The sequence below is a fragment of the Pseudomonas sp. MWU318 genome (assembly GCF_016756945.1).
GTDB lineage: Bacteria > Pseudomonadota > Gammaproteobacteria > Pseudomonadales > Pseudomonadaceae > Aquipseudomonas > Aquipseudomonas putida_A.
On the sequence record NZ_JAESJL010000006.1, the window covers coordinates 97,550 to 115,915 of the forward strand.

Consider the following 18,366-nt stretch of genomic DNA (forward strand, 5'->3'; position numbering starts at 1 on the left):
CGGTCAGTGCCAGCGGCGGAAAATCAACGAGGTGTTGACGCCACCAAAAGCGAAATTGTTGTTCATCACGTACTCGTGATGCATCTGGCGGAATTCGCCGCGCAGGTAATCGAGCTTGCCGCAGTGCGGGTCGACCTCGTCGAGGTTGAGCGTGTGCACATACAGGTCGCGATTCATCATCTCGATGCTGAACCATGACTCCAGCGCCCCGCAGGCCCCTAGCGTGTGGCCGAGGAAACTCTTCTGTGAGCTGATCGGCATGTGTTCGCCGAACAGACTGCTGGTCGCCAGTGTTTCGGCAATGTCGCCCTGTTCTGTAGCCGTGCCGTGTCCATTGACGTAACCGATGGCATCCGGCGACAGTCCGGCGTCTTCCAGCGCCAGTTCCATGGCCCGGCGCATGGTCACCTGCTCCGGGCGGGTGGTGTGCTGGCCGTCGGCGTTGCTGCCGAAACCGACGATCTCGGCGTGGATCCGCGCCCCGCGAGCCAGCGCATGCTCCAGCTCTTCGAGTACCAGCATGCCGCCGCCTTCGCCGATCACCAGACCGTCGCGGCCCTTGTCGTACGGACGTGGGCTGGTCTGTGGCGCGTCGTTTTTCAGGCTGGTGGCGTACAGCGCGTCGAAGACCATGGCTTCGGTCGGGCACAGCTCTTCGGCACCGCCGGCGAGCATCAGTGGCAGCCGTCCGAACTTGATCGCTTCATACGCGTAGCCGATGCCCTGACTGCCGCTGGTGCAGGCGCTGGACGTCGGGATCAGGCGTCCGGTGAGGCCGAAGAAAATGCTGATGTTGGCCGCGGTGGTGTGCGGCATCATCCGCACGTAGGAGTTGGCGTTGAGGCCTTCGGCCACCGAGTTGAGCAGCATGTTGCCGAACGCCTTGATCTCGTCGGTGCTGCCGGTGGACGAACCACAGGCCACGCCCATGCGCCCGTCCTTGATGGTTTCGTCACCGAGCAGGCCGGCGTCGGCCAGTGCCTGTTCCGCCGCGCCCACCGCCAGCCGTGACACCCGGCCCATGCTGCGCAGTTGTTTGCGGGTCCAGTGCGGCGGCACTACAAAATCATCGATCGGCCCGGCCAGGCGGGTGTTGAGTTCGCTGAAGCGGTCCCACTCGTCCATGCGGCGGATGCCGCTGCGGTTGGCCGCGAAGTTGCCGGCGATGGTCTGCCAGTCGCTGCCCAGCGAGGTGATGCCGGCCATGCCGGTGACGACAACGCGCTTCATCAGCACAGGCCTCCGTTGACCGCCAGGACCTGGCGGGTGATGTACGAGGCTTCCGCCGACATCAGGAAATTCACCGCAGCAGCGACCTCTTCCGGGGTGCCCATGCGTTGTGCGGGGATCATTTTCATCAGCTCTTCCACCGGCACGTTTTCGTCGAGCATCGCCGTGTCGATCAGGCCCGGCGCGACGCAATTAACCGTGATTTTGCGCTTGCCCAGTTCAATCGCCAACGCTTTCGCCGCACCGATCACCCCGGCCTTGGAGGCGCTGTAGTTGACCTGGCCACGGTTGCCGATCAAACCCGACACCGAAGTGATGCAGACGATCCGACCGGCGGCGCGACGACGGATCATCGGCATCATCACCGGGTGCAGGACGTTGTAGAAACCGTCGAGGTTGGTGCGCAACACCACGTCCCAATCGTCATCGCTCAACGCCGGAAAAGCGCCATCGCGGGTCAGGCCGGCGTTGAGCACCACGCCGTAATAGGCACCGTGGGTTTCGACGTCGGCTTCGAGGATGGTTTTGCAGGTTTCGCGGTCGGCGACGTCGAATTGCAGGATGCGCGCGTTGCGGCCCAGCGCTTCGACTTCGGCTTTCACGGCCTGGGCTTCAGCTACGCCGCTGCGGCAATGCAGGACGATGTCGTGCCCGGCCTGCGCCAGACGCAAGGCAATGGCGCGGCCGATGCCACGGCTGGAGCCGGTGACCAGTACGGATTCAGTCATCGTTCGACTCTCTGTTTTGTTCAAGGTATTGGCTGGGCTGCGGCGGGCGGAACACGTTCAGGCGGGCGCTGGCCTCGATGCCGGGGGCATTGATGTGGCATTCGAAAACCCCCATGCCGTTGTCGTCTTCCAGCGAACGAATGCCGTGGATGGTCAGTTCGCTGCCGGCCGGAAACGCCTCGACGTTGCACTCGAACTTGCGGGTGCCGAGGAGGAAGCCGAGCTCGACCGGTTTGCCCTTCAAGCGAGCATGACAACCGGCGAAGGCGGCGACGCTCTGCGCCATCAACTCGATGCCGACCCACGCCGGCAGGCTGCCGTCGGGCAGGTTGAACAGGCCGTCGGGCTTGACCGTGAGGCGGGTGTGGATCTGCTCCTCGTCGAAGCTGAGGATGCAGTCGATCAGAATCATGTCGCCAGCGTGGGGCAGCAGTTCGGCGAGCGGCCAGTCGTTCATGGGGCGTCTCCGATAATCAGGCTGACGTTATTGCCGCCGAAGGCAAACGAGTTGCTCATCAGGTAGCGGGGTGCAATGGACGACAGGCGCTCGCTCGCGGTCACCCACTTCAGCGTCGGCAAGTCGGGGTCGGGCTGGGCATCCCAGACGTGTGGCGGCAAGGCGTGCTGCGGGTTGTCGGCGCTCAGGCTCAGCCAGCAGAACGCCGCTTCGAGGGCGCCGGCCGCGCCGAGGGTGTGGCCGGTCATCGGCTTGGTCGACGAGCAAGCCACGCCGTCGGGGAACAGCGTGGCGACGGCCAGACTTTCCATCGCATCGTTGTGCTGGGTCGCCGTGCCATGCAGGTTCAGGTAGCTGATTTGCGTCGCTTGCAGCTGTGCGCGGCTCAAGGCTTTCTGCATCGCTTGCAGGGCGCCGCGACCGCTCGGTTCCGGCGCGGAAATATGGTGCGCGTCGGAGCTGGCGCCGCTGCCGAGCAGGGCAATGGCCGGGCCGTCGCTGCGCTGCTTGCTCATCAGGAATAGCACCGCCGCTTCGCCGATGTTGATGCCATTGCGGTTGGCCGAGAACGGATTGCAGCGCTCGTCGGACACCGCTTCCAGCGCGCTGAAACCGTTAAGCGTCAGTTTGCACAGGCTATCGACCCCGCCGCACAGCACCGCGTCGCACAGGCCCAGATCAAGCAGACGCTGCGCGCTCATCAACGCCCGCGCACTGGACGTGCAGGCGGTGGAAATCACGTAGGTCGGGCCGCTGAGTTGCAGCCAGTCGGCGAGAAAATTCGCCGGGGCGCCAAGTTCCTGTTGCCGATAGTCGTACTCGGTCGGGAACTGCTGCTCGCGAAGGTAGTGCGCCAGCCCTCGGCTGGCTTCGTCGATGCCCGAGGTGCTGGTGCCGAGCACCACGCCGATACGCTCGCGACCGTAGGTCTGAATCGCCCGGTCGATGTCCTCGCGAATCTGCAGCGCGGCTTCCAGCAGCAGTTGATTGTTGCGGCTGCTCTGGTCGGCCAGTTCGGCCGGAATCGCCGCCAGCTCACCGTGCACCGCCGCTACCGGCAACTCACGCCCGGCCACCCAGCCGGACTCGCGGCGCATGCCCGAGCAGTCACCGGCAAACAGGTTGTGCGCGACCTGATGCTTGTCGCGGCCCAGTGCGCAGATCACGCCGAGGGCATTGAGGTAGGCAGTCATGGCGTCGGTTCACCGAGGGGAGAAACCCGATAGTGCGGGCCTTGGGGCAGATTCAATTCGAAGCTCAACGGTTGTGCATAACGGATCGCCCAGCGCGGCGCCAGCGTGCGTTGCTCGCCCTGCTGCTGCGCGGCGGGGTAATTGCGCGCCAGTTCGCCGGAGGGGGTCAAGGCGAACAGCAACGCGGCAAACAGCTCCCGGGCTTCCGGGTTGGGCGGCAATAGCCCGTCGGCCTGCCAGCGACCGTCGATCAACTGCTGACGCGCCTGGGGGATGCCCAGCGGGTCCATCATCGACCAGCGGATGCCGGGGCCTTCGCGCTGGATCACCAACAGCCAGTCCTGACGCTGATCGGCTTGCTGGCGTTCGATGTGCAATTGCAACGGTAATGGCAGTGTCGGGTTGCTCGCGGGCAGCGGGGCCTGGCTGGCGCAACCACTTAGCAGGGCCGTTAGCAACAATACCAGCCACACCACAACCCCTGTGGGAGCTGGCTCGCCAGCGATGGCGGCGGCACATCCAGCATTTTGGTTAACTGACACACCGCTATCGCTGGCAAGCCAGCTCCCACAGGGGGACAGGTGTGCAGGTCGATAGCGGTGCATCAGATATCACCTTGCAATGGCTTGCGCGCAACGACATTCACCAACGTTTCCTCACGCTCGCCAAACGGCTTCGGCCGGCGCAACCCGAACCGCTCCAGCAAGCCGAAATCCTTCGAACGACTCCACCACAGATACGGATACGAAACGTTGCGCTCACTGAATTGGAAACCCTGCTGGCGAATCATCTCCAGGTACTGCGCCGCGCTCTTCTGCACATGCATCGGATGGCGGAACAGCCAGCGGATCACCCAGGTATCAATGTAAGCCTCGGTGGACTCGGCGAACAGCAGATAACCGCCCGGCTTCAGCACGCGATAGAACTCGGCGAGGGCTTTTTCCTGTTCAACCAGATGATGAAAGGTCTGGTGGCAGAACAGCAGGTCGACACTGGCATCGGCCACATTGAGCGTTGCGCAGTCGCTGCCGATCAGCTCGACATCGAAACCCTGGCGCGCCGCTTCTTCGGCGCTCAGTTGCAGGCTGTGCGGATCGGCATCGACGCCGATCAGACGCTGTGGGGCGAAGGTCTGGTGCAGGTGGCGGAACGATTTGCCCTGACCGCAGCCGGCATCCAGCAGCACCGGATGGGCCGGCAGCGACTCGCTGAACAATCCGCGCAAATCGTTGATCGCTACGCGCAACACATGGTGCTGCCAGGTGTGACTGCGCAGGAACCAGAAACCGAAGCGGGTTTCCTCGACGTAGCTGTCGCTCAAGTAATTCATGGGGCGTCCTTTGCACAGAGTTCGGAAATCATCTTCAGCCGGCGGCGTGCTTCGCTGACGAACGGGTTGCGTTCATCCCAGGCGTAGCCGGCGAGGATCGAGCAGATCATCCGGCGAATGTCCGCCTGACTGTCTTGATAAAAAATCACGTCCTGGAAGGTGCCGGCGTACCAGCCCTCGACGTAGCAGCGGAAGGTGTCGACCCCACGTTTGAGTGGTTCGGCGAACTCGTGCTGCCAATCGACGGTTTCGCCCTGCAACTGCCGGTGCAGGACGGCGGCGGCCATGCTCGCCGAGCGCATGGCGATGGTCACGCCGGAGGAGAACACCGGATCGAGAAATTCCGCCGCATTGCCGAGCAGAGCGAAGCCCGGGCCATGCAGGGTTTTCACATTCGCCGCATAACCACCGAGGGTGCGCGCCGGGGTGTCCCACACCGCGTTGTTCAGCACGCCGGCGAGGCTTGGGGTTTCGGCGATGAAGCTGCGCAGGCAGGCGTCCAGATCGCTGTCGCGACCCTTGAAGTGTTCGGCAGCGGCGACCACGCCTACCGAGCAGCGACCGTTGCTGAACGGGATCGTCCAGAACCAGATATCGCGGTGCTCGGGGTGGGTGGTGACGAGGATCTTCTCTCGGTCGAAGGCCGGGTTGTCGATGTGATCTTCAACGTGGGTGAATACTGCCTGGCGCACCGGAAAATTCGATGGTGCTTCAAGGTCAAGCAGGCGTGACAGCACGCGCCCGTAGCCGCTGGCGTCGAGCACGAAATCCGCTTCGATACGGTACTCGCTGCCGTCTTCGCGCAGCACGTCGAGCTGCGGTCTGGCCCGGTCGAAATCAACGCGGACGATGGCATCGCCGTAACGGATCTCGGCACCTTGCAGTGCAGCCTGATCGGCCAGCAGCTTGTCGAAATCGGCGCGCTGCACCTGGAACGTGGTCGGTTTGCCGTCGGTGAAAGTGTCGCCGAAATCGAACGCGCTGTAGCGCTCGCCCCAGGCGAAGGCGGCACCGGTCTTGCGCTGGAATCCGGCGGCGTTAACGGCGTCGAGCATGCCGGCTTCTTCGACGAAGTCCAGGCAGTGGCTCAGCAGGCTTTCACCAATGGAAAACCTCGGGAAGTGCTGGCGCTCGAGCACCAGCACATCGTGGCCCTTGCGCGTGAGCAGCGCGGCGGCGATGGCGCCGGACGGGCCGGCACCGATGATCACTACCTGACGACGTTGCATTTCAACGGTTGGCACGTGAACTCCCGGGCGCAGTGGCGGTGGTTTTCAGGGGCGCGCGGTGCAGGCCGATCAGGGCCGGCAACAGCGTCGCGATCAGGCCCATCAGCATCAGCGCGAAGTACAGCGCCGGGCTGATGAGCTGTTGTTGCAGCAGCAGGTTGAGAAAGACGATTTCACTCAGCCCGCGAATGTTCAGCAGCACGCTTTCACGCCAGCGGCTGGCGCCTTCGAACGACGCACCGGCCCAGCCCAGCCCAAGCCAATTGCCGAGCAGTTTACTGGCAATCGGCAACAGCAGCAGCGCCGCCCATTGCACCGCGCCGAGGCTGGCGAGGGCGCTGTGCACGTCGATCTGCACGATGCCGAAGGTGAGGATCAGCGGGATCGCGATCCATGTCTGCAAACGGCTCATCCACCGCGCCGGCAATGGCAGCACCAACGGTACTTTCAGCAAGGCCATGCACAGCAGATAACCGATGCCGAAAATCAGTGCGTTGAGTTTGTAGTGCTCGGCCAGCACCAGCAGCGCAAAGAAACCAAGGCTGTAGGTCAGCGGTCGACGCACGCGCAGCAGATGCAACAGCAGCGGCACGCAGGCCAGTCCCAGCGGCAGCAACAGACTGCTCAGATGCAGACTGCCCTGAGCGACACCGAACAGCGTCCAGCAGGTCAGGTCGATGAGGATGGCGGTCTGCACCAGACGCCGGGTGGCGGCGGGCGGGTAGTCGATGTGACGCAAATACAGATACAGCACCGGGATCGCCGTGATCGCGAACACCAGCCCAATGGCCAGCGAGTTCAGCCACGGTTGCGCCGGCAGCAGCCAGCAGGCGGCGGCCAGACCACAGGCGAACGGCACGGCAAAGCTCGGCACGGCGATTTTCACGCTCTGGCGATCCAGCCGCAGGTCGATCACATCACTGAGGATGTGCCCGAGCAACAGCGCGAAACTCAGGCTGTAGAGGTCTTTCAGCCACACCGGCGCAATCAGTTGAGCACCGCTGAGCTGCCAGCCCGGTTCGATCCAGAAATACATCAGCAGCGGCAAACCGAAGCTGGCCAGCAGCAACTGGCTGACGATCGGGATCAGGCCGAAATGCCGACCGATACGGGTCGCCACAGCGAACAGCGCCAAGGCCATCAGCCAGAAGCTGACGACCATCACGCTGCCGGCTCCACTAATGCGGCGCGGTGGACGTGACGCCCGGCCCACGGCGCCAGAATGAAACTGAAGGCCAGCCCCAGGCTCACCGACAGGCCGAAATTGCTCACCGCCGGCGTGCTCGATACCGCCAGCAAACCGAACGACAGCCATGTCGTCAGCGCTGCCAGCAAGGTGCCCAGCAAGCTGACAGCCGCACCGCCGACCTGCTCACGCATGAGGATCGCGTAATCGACGCTGATCGCCGTCACCAGCAGCAGGCCGAACAGGCTGAACAGGGTCAGCGGCTGACCGAGCCAACCGAGACTGGCCAGGCTGCACAGCGCCGCCAGCAGCGGCAGGGCGACGATGCGCAACGCGCCGCCCAAGCCGAACGGCACGGTCAGCACCAGCACAATCAACACGCAGGAGGCGAGTTTCAGTTCGGCGGCACTGATCTGGGTCGCGGCGAACACGTTGTTCAATTCGCCGAGACGATCCACCAGCATCACGCCCGGCAAGTCCAGGGCCTGCACCCGCAGCAGTGACGGATTGTTCAGCCCTTGCAGGCTGGTCATCGCCGCTACGCCATCATCGGTCGGGCCAAGCCAGAGTGTGCGGTAAGGCTCGCCCAGCGGCCCGGCGAGTGCCGCGTCGATGTCCTCGGCGGGCAGGCTCTGCAATTGCTGCAACTCGTTTTGCAGCGCCGCGAGCGGTACGCCGAGGTCGAGCAATGGCTGCCAGTATTGCGGCAGTTTGCTCAGTGCTTCGCGAACCTGCTGTTGCTGGCTCGGCGGACTGAGCAGTTGATCGAGGGCCAGATAGCCTTGCAGTTTGTCGAGGTTGACCAGTTGCTGCAGACGTTCGCTCAACGCGGCCTGACGCTCCAGCAGTTGCTGCTGATTGGCGCCGCGTACGAGGAAGAACTGGCTGGTCGGCTGATAGCCGGTGATGCGCGCGATGGTCTGCGCCTCATCGGTCAGGCGTTGTGGTGCACCGACCCACTGGCGGATGTCATTCTTGCTTTGCAGCTGCACCAGGCCGCCAGCGCAGAACGCGATCAGCAGCGCCAGCAGCACCGGGGTGCGCACGTGTTCGAGCAGGTTTTCGCGCAGTTGCACCAAGCGCTCGGCCAGGTGCAGTGGCCATTGCGCCGGTTGCAGCTCAACGTTTTTCAGCAGGGCCGGCAGCAGGCACACCGCCGACAAATAAGCGCCGAGCAAGCCAGCGGCGGAGAACACCGCGATTTGCGTCAGCGCCGGGAAGGGCGTCCAGGCCAGCGCCAGGTAACCGATGGCGCTGGTGATCAGGCTCAGCGTCAGCCCGGAGAGGGTCAGGCGCAGCGCCGGCCAACTGCGCCACGGCTTGAGGCTCCAGCTTTTCGACAGATAGTGCAGCGGGTAATCCACTGCCACGCCGATCAGGCTGGAACCGAGCACCAGCGTCATTACATGCATGTGGCCGAACAGCGCCACGCAGGCCACCGCACCGAACAGCATGCCCACCAGCACCGGCACGAACGCCAGCAGCACTCGCCAGCGACGAAACGCCAACAGCAGTAACAGCAGAATACCGAGGGTGGCGCCGCCGCCGACCCAGGTCATTTCGCGGGTGGCTTGTTGCTGGCCGTTGGCGGCGTACAGCAGACCGCTGGCGGCCAACAGTTGCACGTCGGCTCTCGCCGCCTGCTCGCGACTGTGCTGCAGCAGATCAGCGACTTTCAGCGGCAGGTTCATGTCGAAGGCATTGCCGGTGGTGCGCGCGCGCAGCAGCACCCAGCTCTTGCCGTCGGCATCGGCGACCAGTGCGCCGCTGCCGATATCCAGTTGCACCGCGCCGTGTTTCGGCTGGCTGTTCTGGATACGCCCGGTGAGACCCAGCCAGTCGTCCTGGCTCGGCACCAGGGTGAAACCGTTGAACGGGTCGAACAGTGCCTGCACCCGTTGCTGAATGAAGGCGTCGGGATGCTCGGTCAACAGTTGCCGATCATCCGCCGAGAGCATCGCCAGCCGCCCCAGCAGCAGTTGCGTGCGCAGCGCCGGCAGATCCGCCTGCAGGTTCCACTGGACCTTTTCGAACAGACCGCTGGCCTGCCATTGCTCGCCGAGGGCCTGCGCCATGGCCACCGCTTGCTGGCGATCGGCGTGGCCGACCAGCACCAGCATTTCCCGATTGAGCGGTTCCTGCATGCGTTGTTCGGCGCGCAGTTCAAGGGCGTCAGGGTTGGTTCCGGGCACCAGTTCCATGAGGTTGGCCGACAGCGGCGCACCGTCGCGCCACTGCCACCCGGCCAGCGCGATGACCGCCAGCAGCAGGATCAGGAACAGCCACGGCAGCCTGCGCTCACTCGGCAAAGTCATGTTGCTCCGCTTCGCTCAACGGTTGACCGGAGGTACTGTCCTGCATGCGCAACACGGTGCTGTCGCCCTGGGTTTCCAGCAGTTCGATGGTCTGCACCAGCTTACCGCCGTCGATATTGATCTGATTGAACACTTGCTTGAGCAGCACCGAGCGCGGGGTCAGGGTGAGTTTCCACTGCTGTGCGTCGCCGCTCAGGGCCAGTTCGAAATCCCGCTGCAAACCGCTGCTGTCGCCTTGCAGCACAGCGAGGAACAAGCGGTTCTGTTCGGCACCGGCGCTCTTGTTCGGCAGCAACTGCCAAGCGTTGCCGTCACGACGGGCGATGCCGTTGGCGGTGATGCGGTAATCCTGTTGCAGCGGGGTCTTGAGCAGCCAGAGCAGGCCGTGATTTTTCGCCAGGACGAAGTTGCCCTTGCTGATCAATGGCTGAGGCAGGGCGCGCAGGTGTTTTTCCTGAATGAACTGGCCGTGGATCACTTCCGGTTTCGCCAGTTGTTCGCTGAGCTGTTGCAGGTCGAAGGCGTTGGCCAGCGTCGACACGGCGAGCAGCGCCATCGCGCCAAGGCATTTGCAGAACAGGTTCATCGCAGCATCCTTTCCACCGCATCGGTGAACACTTTGGGTGAGGCCAGTTGCATCTCGCGGCTGCTGATCTCGACCGCTACCTGCACCGAGCTGGCACGGGTCAGGCGTTCGCCGGTCTGCAGGTCGGTGATCAGATAATTGATCTTCAAGCGGTTCTCCCACTCCACCAGACTGGCGCGCACGTTCAAGCGCTGGCCGAACACCGCGCCGCGCACGTAACGCAGTTGCAGGTCGATGATCGGCCACGCGTAACCGGACTCGGACATCTGCGTGTAGTTGTGGCCGATCCGGTCGAGCAGCGCGCAGCGCGCCACTTCCAGGTATTTGACGTAATGCCCGTGCCAGACCACATGCAGGGTGTCGACGTCAAAAAACGGCACGAGGATTTCCGTGTCGGCGTGTAGCACTCCGGCGCTACGCATGCAGCCTCCAGTGTTGCTCGGCGATGCGTTGCAGGCACAGGCGCAGTTCGCCTTCGAGTGCACGGTCTTCGATGACCGGCGGGAAGTCCTTGGCCAGCTCTTCGTGCATGGCGGCCAGCGAAGGTGGCAGCGCCCGTGCGTCTTCATCGCGACCGCGCAACCAGACGCCCTGATTGGCCGCGAGCAACGTGGCGGCGGCGACTTGTTCGGTCAGCTCCAGCACGCGGATCGCGTCACGGGCGGCGATGGTGCCCATGCTCACCTTGTCCTGGTTGTGACACTCGGTGGAGCGTGAGAACACGCTGGCCGGCATGGTGTTTTTCAGCGCTTCGGCGGTCCAGGCACTGGTGCCGATCTGCACGGCCTTGAAACCGTGATTGATCATGGCGCGATCCGCCGGGGCGCCGGACAGATTGCTCGGCAAACCATGGTTGTAGCGCTCGTCGACCAGCAACGCGAGCTGCCGGTCGAGCAGGTCGGCGACGTTGGCCACCAGATTTTTCAGGCTGTCCATGGCGAACGCGATGTGCCCGCCATAGAAGTGCCCGCCGTGCAGCACGCGCTCGGCTTCGGCGTCGATGATCGGATTGTCGTTGGCGCTGTTGAGTTCGGTCTCGATGAACGCACGCAGCCAGTTCAGGCTGTCGGCCAGCACCCCGAGTACGTGCGGGGCGCAGCGCAATGAGTAGCGATCCTGCAGACGATGCAGCGGCGCGGTCGGCGCGTCGATCGCCAGATCCTTGCGCAGCCACGCGGCGACTTGCATCTGCCCCGGATGCGGCTTGGCGGCGAACAGACGCTCGTCGAAGTGTTCCGGATTGCCTTGCAGCGCGACCACGTTGAGCGCGGTGATGCGCGTGGCCAGTTGCAGCAGATAGTCGGCGCGGGCGAAGGCGAGGCAGGCGAGGCCAGTCATCACCGCCGTGCCGTTCATCAAGGCCAGCGCTTCTTTCGGGCGCAACACCAGCGGCGTCCAGCCGAGTTCGCGATGCACATCGGCAGCCTGGCGGCGCTCGCCACGGAACAGCACTTCGCGCTCGCCGGACAGGGTCGCGGCAACGTAGGACAGTGGCGTCAGATCGCCGCTGGCGCCGACCGAGCCCTCTTCGGGGATCAGCGGCAGGACGTCGTGTTCAAGGAAGGCGTGCAGGCGCTCCAGCAGTTCGATGCGCACCCCGGACACGCCGTGACACAGCGACTGCAAACGCGCCGCCAGCACGGCGCGGGTGGCTTGCGGGTCGAGCAGTTTGCCGAGTCCGCAACCGTGGAAGGTGTACAGATGACGCGGCAGTGCCTCGACGTGATGCAGCGGCACCGCGACCACGCAGGAATCGCCGTAACCGGTGGTCACGCCGTAGATCACGCCTTCCTTGTCCAGCAGCGAGTCGAGGAACCGCGCGCCCTTGGCGATGCGCTCGCGGTAAACGGCGTCGCTCTGCAACTGCACGGGCGCCTGACGGTTGGCCAGGGCCAGCACGTCTTCGATGCGCAAAGGGCGTTCGCCGAAGGTTACCGGCTCATGGGTTGGCGTCGTCATCGGTCTTCCAGAAAGGGTAAAAGTTGAACCATTGGTGCGGGGCTTCGAGGCAATAGTGACTCAGGCGCTGCGCGTAGCGGGTGGCCCACTGATGAATGACCTGCTCGCGCTCGCGGCGTGTCCAGGTCACGCTGTCGGCGAACGGTTCGAGGGTCAGGCGATAGTGGCCGTCCGGTTGTTTCAGGCACATCAGCAGGTTGACCGGGCATTTGAGCAAACCGGCCAGTAGCCACGGGCCTTGCGGAAACGCTGCCGGGTGGCCGAGAAAATCCACGCTGACGCTGCGCCCGCCGTGCAATGGCACGCGGTCGCCGGCAATCGCCAACCACTCGCCGCGCTCCAGGCGTTCGTGCAGTTGCAGCATGATCACCGGGTCCAGTTCGCTGACCTGAATCAGGCGCAGATTGGTCGCCCCGGCCTCGCCCAGCAAGCGATTGAACTGCTCGGCGTGCTTGGTGTGCACCAGCACGTTCATGGTGACCTTTTCGCCAATCTCCGCCAGCGCGCGGCACACCTCGAGGTTGCCCAAGTGCGCGCCGACCAGCAGTTGCCCGCGACTGCCGCGCAACTGATTGCGCAGCAATGCCGGGTCGATGATTTCGATCTGCTCGATGCGCAGCTTGCCGTTCCACACGTCGAGCTTGTCGAGCAGCGAATCGGCGAACGCCATGAACTGGCAAAACACGCGCCAGTAACTCGGGCGCAATTCGGCGCGGTTGCTCCAGTCAGCCAGCCGTTGCTGGTATTGCCAGGCACTGTTGCGCGCGGTGCGGCCGAACAGGAAAAAGTACAGGACGATGCCGTACAGCAACGGACTGAGCAGACGCCGGCCAAGCACCTTTGCGGCGAACGCGGTGAATTTCATCAGCAGAAAGCTGCCGCGCTCTTCGCGGTCGGCCCAGTGCTTCTTGTCGGTCTCGACGCTCATGTGCGCCACCGGCGCCAGAGGATGACCGGCAGGCGCAGCAGCATGCCGAAGAACAACCGGGTATGCATGCTGGAAATCAGCGCGTTGTCGTGGAACAGGCGAAAGTGCGAGACGCCGTCCAGCGGGTAATGCACGCTGGTCTGCAGCCAGCGCATCGGCTGGTTGCGCCACGCCAGACGCACGAGGATGTCCGAGTCGAAATCCATGCGCTTGCCGACCCGCGCCGAGTCGATCACCGCCAGTACCGGGGTCAGCGGATAGACGCGAAAGCCGCACATCGAATCGCGGATCTGCAACGACAGCGTATTGATCCAGACCATCACGTGGGTCAGATAACGTGCGTACAAGCGGCCCTTGGGCACGCTCTCGTCGAACAGCGGATAACCGCAGATCATCGCGTCCGGGTGGGCGCGGGATTCCTCGACGAAACGGGCGACGTCGTGCAGGTCGTGCTGGCCATCGGCGTCAACCTGCAAGGCATGGGTGAAGCTCAGACGCGCAGCCTCGCGCAGGCCGGTCATCACCGCGCCGCCCTTGCCCTGATTGAGGGTCAGGCGCACCAGATGCACGCTTTCGCGTTCGGCCAGCGCATCCAGCACTCGCGCGCAGGACGGGGTGCTGGCGTCGTCCACCAGAATGCACGGCAGGCCTTGGGCGAGCAGCGCGTCGACCACGGTGCCGATCGCGGTTTCATGGTTGTAGACCGGAATTACGGCGCAAGGGTTATGCATCGGCGGCTCCTAGCAGGATTCGTCCGCTGGAGCAGGTCGCGGTGTCGTTACGGTAGGCGAAATATAGTTTGCCGCGCTCGGGATCGAAACGCAGGTGCAGCTGGACTTCATCGCCCGGGCGCACCAGTTGCTGGAATTTCAGGACTTCCATGCCGGCAAATTTGCCGGGCAGGTTCAGCAGTTGTCGGCCAAGGTTCAGCGCCCATTCGACTTGCACCACGCCGGGCAGCACCGGGGCTTTGGGGAAGTGGCCGCTGAAGTAGGCCAGGTCCGGCGGAACACTCAATTGCAGGCTCCACTCGCCGTCGGTTTCAACCTGCTCCAGCACTTCCGGAGTTTTCGGCCGTGGCGCCAGCAGCAGCGCTTCAATGTCGGCCTGCGGTAGCTTGCCCTGGCTGTTCAGCGGCAGTTGTCGCACCAGACGCCAGCGCCGGGGCAAGGCCAGCGCTTCGCAATGCTGGCTCAGGTGTTTGCGCAGGGCTTCGGTCAGGCTGCGACGGCCCTGCTCACGCAAGGCAAACAGGCCGGCGTCGCTGAGCACCAGCAAGGCGCCAAGTACCGCGCGATTTTCCTGAACCACGCCCAGCCGTGCTTCGGCGACCCACTCGTGGGCGACCAGTGCCTGTTCGAGCATCGGCAGGGAGATGCGCTTCTCTTCGAGTTTGACGATGCGGTCCAGCCGCCCGAGCAGTTCGAAACGTCCGTCGGCGGCAATGCGCGCGGCATCGGCGGTATGTTCGACATGCCCGGCCGGCAGGTAGGGAGAAGCGATCAGCAGGGCGCCGTCGCTGTCCTGGCTTAGCTCAACCCCGTCGAAGGGCTGCCACAGGCTGGCGCCCTGACGCCAGGCGATGCCGCCGGTTTCCGAGCTGCCGAGGATTTCCGTCGGCCACTGTTGCAGGCGTTGCTGCAGGCTCTGTGCCGCGTCTGCGGGTAAAGCGCCGCCGGAGGAAAACACCCGGCGCACGGCGCTCAGGGCCGGCCAGTCGAGGTTGTCGCCCATGCGTTTGAGCAGTGCCGGGCTGCCGACCCAGGCGAAGGCCGGGTGTTCGCGGCTGGCGCGCTGCAGGTCTTCCGGAAACGCCAGTTGCCTGCGCACGAACGGACGTCCGGCGCACAGCGGCCACAGCACCCGGAACAGCAACCCGTAGATGTGCTGGGTGGCGACGCTGCCGATGATCCAGGCTTCATCCAGATCCGCGCCCCACAGTTGCTCCAGGGCCTCGACCTCGTTGGCCAGTTGGCGCAAGGTCTTGTCGATACGCTTGGGCTCGCCGCTGGAGCCGGAGGTGCAAAGGCTCAGGCGGCACTGCTCGAGATCGAGTTCAGCACCGGGCAGGGCCGGCTGCAGCAGATCGCTCAAGTGAGCATCATCGGGGTGATCGCTCAACCACAGATCGACCTCACTCGACCAGCGCTGGCGGGTCTGCGCTTGCACGTCGGAGGGCAGCAGGACGGCGACGCCCGCGCGCCAGGCGCCGAGCAGGGCGATGGCGAGGTCGGCGGCATCTTCCAGATGCACCGCCATGCGCCGCCCGCCGCGAGCCTGCAGGCCGGCGGCAACGCTCAGCGCCTGCTCGCGCAGTTGTATGTGATCGAGGGCCGGGGCGGCGCTGATCGCACGCTCCGGCAGGGCCTTGAGCAACAGTTGCTCAAGTTTTATCCAGTTCATTTACGGCCTCTTACCCGTTGTCGTATCAGCCATTCAATGGCAAACATCAGGCCGATCAATCCGTAGGAGATCAGGCCGGTGTACAACATCCACCAATGCAGCGGCGCCCACAGGGTCAGGAGCGCGGCGCACAAACCGTTGCAGAAGAAAAACACGCTCCAGGCCACGGTGACCTGGCGGGTGTAGCGGATCGCCTCGGGCGGCAGTTGCGGCTCGCGCAGTCGCGCCAGACGCTCGACCATCGGCGGGCCGTATTTCAGGCTCAGGCTGAACAGCACCAGCATGAAGCCGCTGATCAGCACCGGATACCAGCGCAGCAACCGCGGACTGTCGAACAGCGCCAGCAGCAGGCAGAACCCGATCGCCACGCAGGCCATCCAGCGGCTGCCGGGTTTGCGTTCGCCGGTCAGCGCACGCGCCAGCCACAACCCGCCCAGCAGCAGTCCGAACTGCCACGGGGCGAAGTGCTCCATGCCGAAATACACCGCAAAGGGGTACAGCAGCCCCGCCAGCAGCAGGCCGAGGCCGATCAATCGGCTCATGCGGCCGGTTGAACCAGACGGTAGACCGCCTCGACCACGTCACCGACGGTGCGCACCGATTTGAATTCTTCGGCGGCGATTTTCTTGCCGGTCTGGCGTTTGATGTGATCGATCAGGTCGACCGCGTCGATGCTGTCGATCTCCAGATCCTGATACAGGTTGGACTCCAGGCTGATCCGCGCCGGATCCAGTTCGAACAGCTCGACCAAGGCATCGCGCAGGGTGTTGAAAATGTCGTCACGAGTTTGCATGGTCCGGTCTCAAGCTGCCTGTTTTGCCGTGACGAATGCCGCAAGGCTCGCCACGTTGGTGAAGTGGTTACGGGTGTCTTTGGCGTCGGCGTCGATCTTGATGCCGTACTTTTTCTGGATCGCCAGACCCAGTTCCAGTGCGTCGACGGAATCCAGGCCCAGGCCTTCGCCGAACAGCGTCTGTTCGTCACCGATGTCGTCGACGCTGATGTCTTCGAGGCCCAGGGCATCGATGATCAGCAGTTTGATGTCGCGCACCAGGCCAGGGTTATTCAGATCGCTCATCTTCGGCGAGCTCCTTAATGTAGTAAGAGTGCAAATAATCATTGAGCTTGCGCGAGGCCTGCGGTGCCGGGCCTTGCGTGGCGAAAGTCTGTGGATCTATATCGGCCCCGACACGAAAACTGAAGTGCACGCGGCGGTGGGGGATGCGATACCAGGGTTCGGCCTTGGTCAGGGTAGTCGGGCTGACCTTGATGACCACTGGCGTAAGGATTTTCGCACCGCGCAGGGCAATCGCCGCAGCCCCCCGATGAAAGGCTGGCGCCTGGCCGGGTTGAGTGCGCGTGCCCTCGGGGAAAATGATCAGCGTCTGGCCGTTTTGCAGCGACTCGGCGGCAGCGTCGAGCATGTCCATGCTGCCGTCATTGCTGATGTATTCGGTGCGGCGCAGAGGGCCGCGGGTGAAGGGATTTTCCCACAGGCTTTTCTTCACCACGCAATTGGCTTGGCGCACCAGGCCGATCAGGAACACCACGTCGATCAGCGACGGGTGGTTGGCGATGATCATCTGCCCCGGCCGACCGAGGCGTTCCGCCCCTTGAATGTCATAAGTCAGCACTCCGGTGCGGGCCATGAATCGCACGAAAAACCAGAACAGCCGACTGACAGTCTGCCGCGCGCGCCGACGATGCTTGAGTGCGTCACCCGGTAAGCAACCGAGCAGCGGAAATACCAGTATGCGCAGGCACAGTCCGCCCAGCCCGAACAGGGTGAAACTGGCGGCAGTGGCCAGCAGGCGCCAGTAATAGGCGTCGCGGTTCTTCTCGGTCACGGGTTGCGTTGCCAGGTCCATACACGATTTTTCCAGGCATGTTGGCAATGGGTTTGCTGGCCGAGCAGGGTGCGCAACAGATTCAGCGCGTGTGGCCAGTGCGCTTTGGACACAGCTTTCTGGCCGCTGTTCAGGGTCAGCCGCCAGTCGGTACCGGGGGTGAGCAGCAAACCCAGCGCATAGGGGAACGGCACGTCGTCGATCCACTGCGAATAGGCCTCGGGCGGCTGTTCTTCGGTGATGATCAGCAGCACCGCCGGAGCGCCTTCAGCGAGCAGGGCAGCGGCTTCGAGGATGCCGTGTTCCAGGCCATCGCCTGCGGCCGCCAGGGCCGTCATTTCGCTGGTTTCGCCGCGCATGATCGACCACAGACCGATGATCGCGTTGTGCACCGACAGGCTGAACTGGGTCGGCGACAACGGCTCGTCCTTGGCCAGGTCACTGAGGATCTCGAAGGTGCGCGGGGTTTCGCCGTGTCGTGAAACAAACACCAGCGGCAGGTTCTCCCGTCCGTCGGCCAGCGGCCAGCCGACACTGAACGCCATCCGCGCCAGACGGCTGAGGCGCCGGCGTTGCATGGCTGGCAGAAACGACACATCGGGCGCGGCATCGCTGCCCGGGAGTACGGCCGGTTTTCGGCTCCAGGCCTGCCACGCGTCCACGCTGTCGAGCCCCGGGGCCCACGCGCGCCATTGGGCGATGTTGAAGTTGATCACGGATGTTCATCCCGCCCCTGCGGGCTTTTTATGACGCTTTGGGTCGCCAAAGCCACGGCTGACCTGAGGTGGCGCTGGGCGCCGGGTGGCGCGCATTATCCCGGTGCGACGAGTGTGTAGCAAATGTTGGTTACGTTTTGCGCAACGAAATGTACCGAGTGGTTCGCGGAAAAACTGTCACTTGGCCATTATCCGGATCGTGCGGGATTTGTCTGTCGGGCATATCAGCGCACTCGGGAGGTTTTTGCCCGCTGTGCCC

The 18,366-nt window shown here is 64.0% G+C and carries 20 protein-coding genes; all 20 read right to left on the reverse strand.

From position 1 onward, the window contains the following. Positions 1-3: 3 nt before the first annotated feature. Genes JN524_RS15740 through JN524_RS15835 form a run of 20 tightly spaced genes read right to left on the reverse strand, consistent with a single transcriptional unit; the run spans position 4 to position 18,107 of the window. Positions 4-1,230: a beta-ketoacyl-ACP synthase gene (locus tag JN524_RS15740; protein WP_202369919.1), complete on the reverse strand. Its 1,227-nt coding sequence runs from the start codon at positions 1,228-1,230 to the stop codon at positions 4-6. Then, on the reverse strand, positions 1,230-1,958 hold the full coding sequence (gene fabG / locus JN524_RS15745) for a 3-oxoacyl-ACP reductase FabG (RefSeq protein WP_027611328.1): 729 nt from the start codon (positions 1,956-1,958) through the stop codon (positions 1,230-1,232). The genes JN524_RS15740 and fabG overlap by 1 nt, the downstream gene beginning before the upstream one ends. Continuing rightward, positions 1,951-2,415, reverse strand: a complete 465-nt coding sequence (locus JN524_RS15750) for a hotdog family protein (RefSeq protein ID WP_202369920.1) — start codon at positions 2,413-2,415, stop codon at positions 1,951-1,953. The genes fabG and JN524_RS15750 overlap by 8 nt, the downstream gene beginning before the upstream one ends. After that, positions 2,412-3,608: a beta-ketoacyl-[acyl-carrier-protein] synthase family protein gene (locus JN524_RS15755; RefSeq protein ID WP_202369921.1), complete on the reverse strand. Its 1,197-nt coding sequence runs from the start codon at positions 3,606-3,608 to the stop codon at positions 2,412-2,414. Before JN524_RS15755 ends, JN524_RS15750 begins: the two co-directional genes overlap by 4 nt. Beyond that, positions 3,605-4,213 (reverse strand): hypothetical protein, encoded by a 609-nt coding sequence (locus JN524_RS15760; protein ID WP_202369922.1) that lies wholly within the window; start codon positions 4,211-4,213, stop codon positions 3,605-3,607. The genes JN524_RS15755 and JN524_RS15760 overlap by 4 nt, the downstream gene beginning before the upstream one ends. Continuing rightward, positions 4,213-4,938, reverse strand: a complete 726-nt coding sequence (locus JN524_RS15765; protein WP_202369923.1) for a class I SAM-dependent methyltransferase — start codon at positions 4,936-4,938, stop codon at positions 4,213-4,215. Before JN524_RS15765 ends, JN524_RS15760 begins: the two co-directional genes overlap by 1 nt. Further along, positions 4,935-6,182, reverse strand: coding sequence for a tryptophan 7-halogenase (locus JN524_RS15770; protein WP_202369924.1), 1,248 nt, complete (start codon positions 6,180-6,182; stop codon positions 4,935-4,937). Before JN524_RS15770 ends, JN524_RS15765 begins: the two co-directional genes overlap by 4 nt. After that, positions 6,169-7,332, reverse strand: coding sequence for a sodium:proton antiporter (locus JN524_RS15775; protein WP_202369925.1), 1,164 nt, complete (start codon positions 7,330-7,332; stop codon positions 6,169-6,171). Before JN524_RS15775 ends, JN524_RS15770 begins: the two co-directional genes overlap by 14 nt. After that, entirely contained in the window at positions 7,329-9,668 is a 2,340-nt protein-coding gene (locus JN524_RS15780) for an MMPL family transporter (protein ID WP_202369926.1), read from the reverse strand. Before JN524_RS15780 ends, JN524_RS15775 begins: the two co-directional genes overlap by 4 nt. Beyond that, a complete protein-coding gene (locus JN524_RS15785) occupies positions 9,652-10,254 on the reverse strand; it encodes an outer membrane lipoprotein carrier protein LolA (protein ID WP_202369927.1) in 603 nt (200 codons plus the stop codon). Before JN524_RS15785 ends, JN524_RS15780 begins: the two co-directional genes overlap by 17 nt. Further along, entirely contained in the window at positions 10,251-10,676 is a 426-nt protein-coding gene (locus tag JN524_RS15790) for an acyl-CoA thioesterase (protein WP_108592748.1), read from the reverse strand. Before JN524_RS15790 ends, JN524_RS15785 begins: the two co-directional genes overlap by 4 nt. Further along, positions 10,669-12,213: an HAL/PAL/TAL family ammonia-lyase gene (locus tag JN524_RS15795; RefSeq protein WP_202369928.1), complete on the reverse strand. Its 1,545-nt coding sequence runs from the start codon at positions 12,211-12,213 to the stop codon at positions 10,669-10,671. The genes JN524_RS15790 and JN524_RS15795 overlap by 8 nt, the downstream gene beginning before the upstream one ends. After that, on the reverse strand, positions 12,194-13,141 hold the full coding sequence (locus JN524_RS15800; RefSeq protein WP_202369929.1) for an LpxL/LpxP family acyltransferase: 948 nt from the start codon (positions 13,139-13,141) through the stop codon (positions 12,194-12,196). The genes JN524_RS15795 and JN524_RS15800 overlap by 20 nt, the downstream gene beginning before the upstream one ends. After that, entirely contained in the window at positions 13,138-13,872 is a 735-nt protein-coding gene (locus JN524_RS15805; protein WP_202369930.1) for a glycosyltransferase family 2 protein, read from the reverse strand. The genes JN524_RS15800 and JN524_RS15805 overlap by 4 nt, the downstream gene beginning before the upstream one ends. Then, a complete protein-coding gene (locus tag JN524_RS15810) occupies positions 13,865-15,544 on the reverse strand; it encodes an acyl-CoA synthetase family protein (protein WP_202369931.1) in 1,680 nt (559 codons plus the stop codon). The genes JN524_RS15805 and JN524_RS15810 overlap by 8 nt, the downstream gene beginning before the upstream one ends. Beyond that, complete coding sequence (locus tag JN524_RS15815; protein WP_202369932.1) at positions 15,541-16,086, reverse strand: hypothetical protein; 546 nt, start codon at positions 16,084-16,086, stop codon at positions 15,541-15,543. Before JN524_RS15815 ends, JN524_RS15810 begins: the two co-directional genes overlap by 4 nt. Beyond that, entirely contained in the window at positions 16,083-16,337 is a 255-nt protein-coding gene (locus tag JN524_RS15820; RefSeq protein ID WP_003220947.1) for an acyl carrier protein, read from the reverse strand. The genes JN524_RS15815 and JN524_RS15820 overlap by 4 nt, the downstream gene beginning before the upstream one ends. A 9-nt stretch (positions 16,338-16,346) precedes the next feature. Beyond that, positions 16,347-16,622: a phosphopantetheine-binding protein gene (locus JN524_RS15825; protein ID WP_127648661.1), complete on the reverse strand. Its 276-nt coding sequence runs from the start codon at positions 16,620-16,622 to the stop codon at positions 16,347-16,349. After that, the gene (locus JN524_RS15830) at positions 16,606-17,412 is read right to left on the reverse strand and encodes a lysophospholipid acyltransferase family protein (RefSeq protein ID WP_202369933.1); all 807 of its coding nucleotides are present in this window, start codon (positions 17,410-17,412) and stop codon (positions 16,606-16,608) included. The genes JN524_RS15825 and JN524_RS15830 overlap by 17 nt, the downstream gene beginning before the upstream one ends. Then, complete coding sequence (locus JN524_RS15835; protein WP_202369934.1) at positions 17,388-18,107, reverse strand: beta-ketoacyl synthase chain length factor; 720 nt, start codon at positions 18,105-18,107, stop codon at positions 17,388-17,390. Before JN524_RS15835 ends, JN524_RS15830 begins: the two co-directional genes overlap by 25 nt. Positions 18,108-18,366 lie beyond the last annotated feature (259 nt).

What these genes read in the sequence shown, in the direction of transcription:
- JN524_RS15740 (WP_202369919.1), bottom strand. Translation starts at nt 1,230, where the DNA reads ATGAAGCGCGTTGTCGTCACCGGCATGGCCGGCATCACCTCGCTGGGC.
- fabG (WP_027611328.1), bottom strand. Translation starts at nt 1,958, where the DNA reads ATGACTGAATCCGTACTGGTCACCGGCTCCAGCCGTGGCATCGGCCGC.
- JN524_RS15750 (WP_202369920.1), bottom strand. Translation starts at nt 2,415, where the DNA reads ATGAACGACTGGCCGCTCGCCGAACTGCTGCCCCACGCTGGCGACATG.
- JN524_RS15755 (WP_202369921.1), bottom strand. Translation starts at nt 3,608, where the DNA reads ATGACTGCCTACCTCAATGCCCTCGGCGTGATCTGCGCACTGGGCCGC.
- JN524_RS15760 (WP_202369922.1), bottom strand. Translation starts at nt 4,213, where the DNA reads ATGCACCGCTATCGACCTGCACACCTGTCCCCCTGTGGGAGCTGGCTT.
- JN524_RS15765 (WP_202369923.1), bottom strand. Translation starts at nt 4,938, where the DNA reads ATGAATTACTTGAGCGACAGCTACGTCGAGGAAACCCGCTTCGGTTTC.
- JN524_RS15780 (WP_202369926.1), bottom strand. Translation starts at nt 9,668, where the DNA reads ATGACTTTGCCGAGTGAGCGCAGGCTGCCGTGGCTGTTCCTGATCCTG.
- JN524_RS15785 (WP_202369927.1), bottom strand. Translation starts at nt 10,254, where the DNA reads ATGAACCTGTTCTGCAAATGCCTTGGCGCGATGGCGCTGCTCGCCGTG.
- JN524_RS15790 (WP_108592748.1), bottom strand. Translation starts at nt 10,676, where the DNA reads ATGCGTAGCGCCGGAGTGCTACACGCCGACACGGAAATCCTCGTGCCG.
- JN524_RS15795 (WP_202369928.1), bottom strand. Translation starts at nt 12,213, where the DNA reads ATGACGACGCCAACCCATGAGCCGGTAACCTTCGGCGAACGCCCTTTG.
- JN524_RS15800 (WP_202369929.1), bottom strand. Translation starts at nt 13,141, where the DNA reads ATGAGCGTCGAGACCGACAAGAAGCACTGGGCCGACCGCGAAGAGCGC.
- JN524_RS15805 (WP_202369930.1), bottom strand. Translation starts at nt 13,872, where the DNA reads ATGCATAACCCTTGCGCCGTAATTCCGGTCTACAACCATGAAACCGCG.
- JN524_RS15810 (WP_202369931.1), bottom strand. Translation starts at nt 15,544, where the DNA reads ATGAACTGGATAAAACTTGAGCAACTGTTGCTCAAGGCCCTGCCGGAG.
- JN524_RS15815 (WP_202369932.1), bottom strand. Translation starts at nt 16,086, where the DNA reads ATGAGCCGATTGATCGGCCTCGGCCTGCTGCTGGCGGGGCTGCTGTAC.
- JN524_RS15820 (WP_003220947.1), bottom strand. Translation starts at nt 16,337, where the DNA reads ATGCAAACTCGTGACGACATTTTCAACACCCTGCGCGATGCCTTGGTC.
- JN524_RS15825 (WP_127648661.1), bottom strand. Translation starts at nt 16,622, where the DNA reads ATGAGCGATCTGAATAACCCTGGCCTGGTGCGCGACATCAAACTGCTG.
- JN524_RS15830 (WP_202369933.1), bottom strand. Translation starts at nt 17,412, where the DNA reads ATGGACCTGGCAACGCAACCCGTGACCGAGAAGAACCGCGACGCCTAT.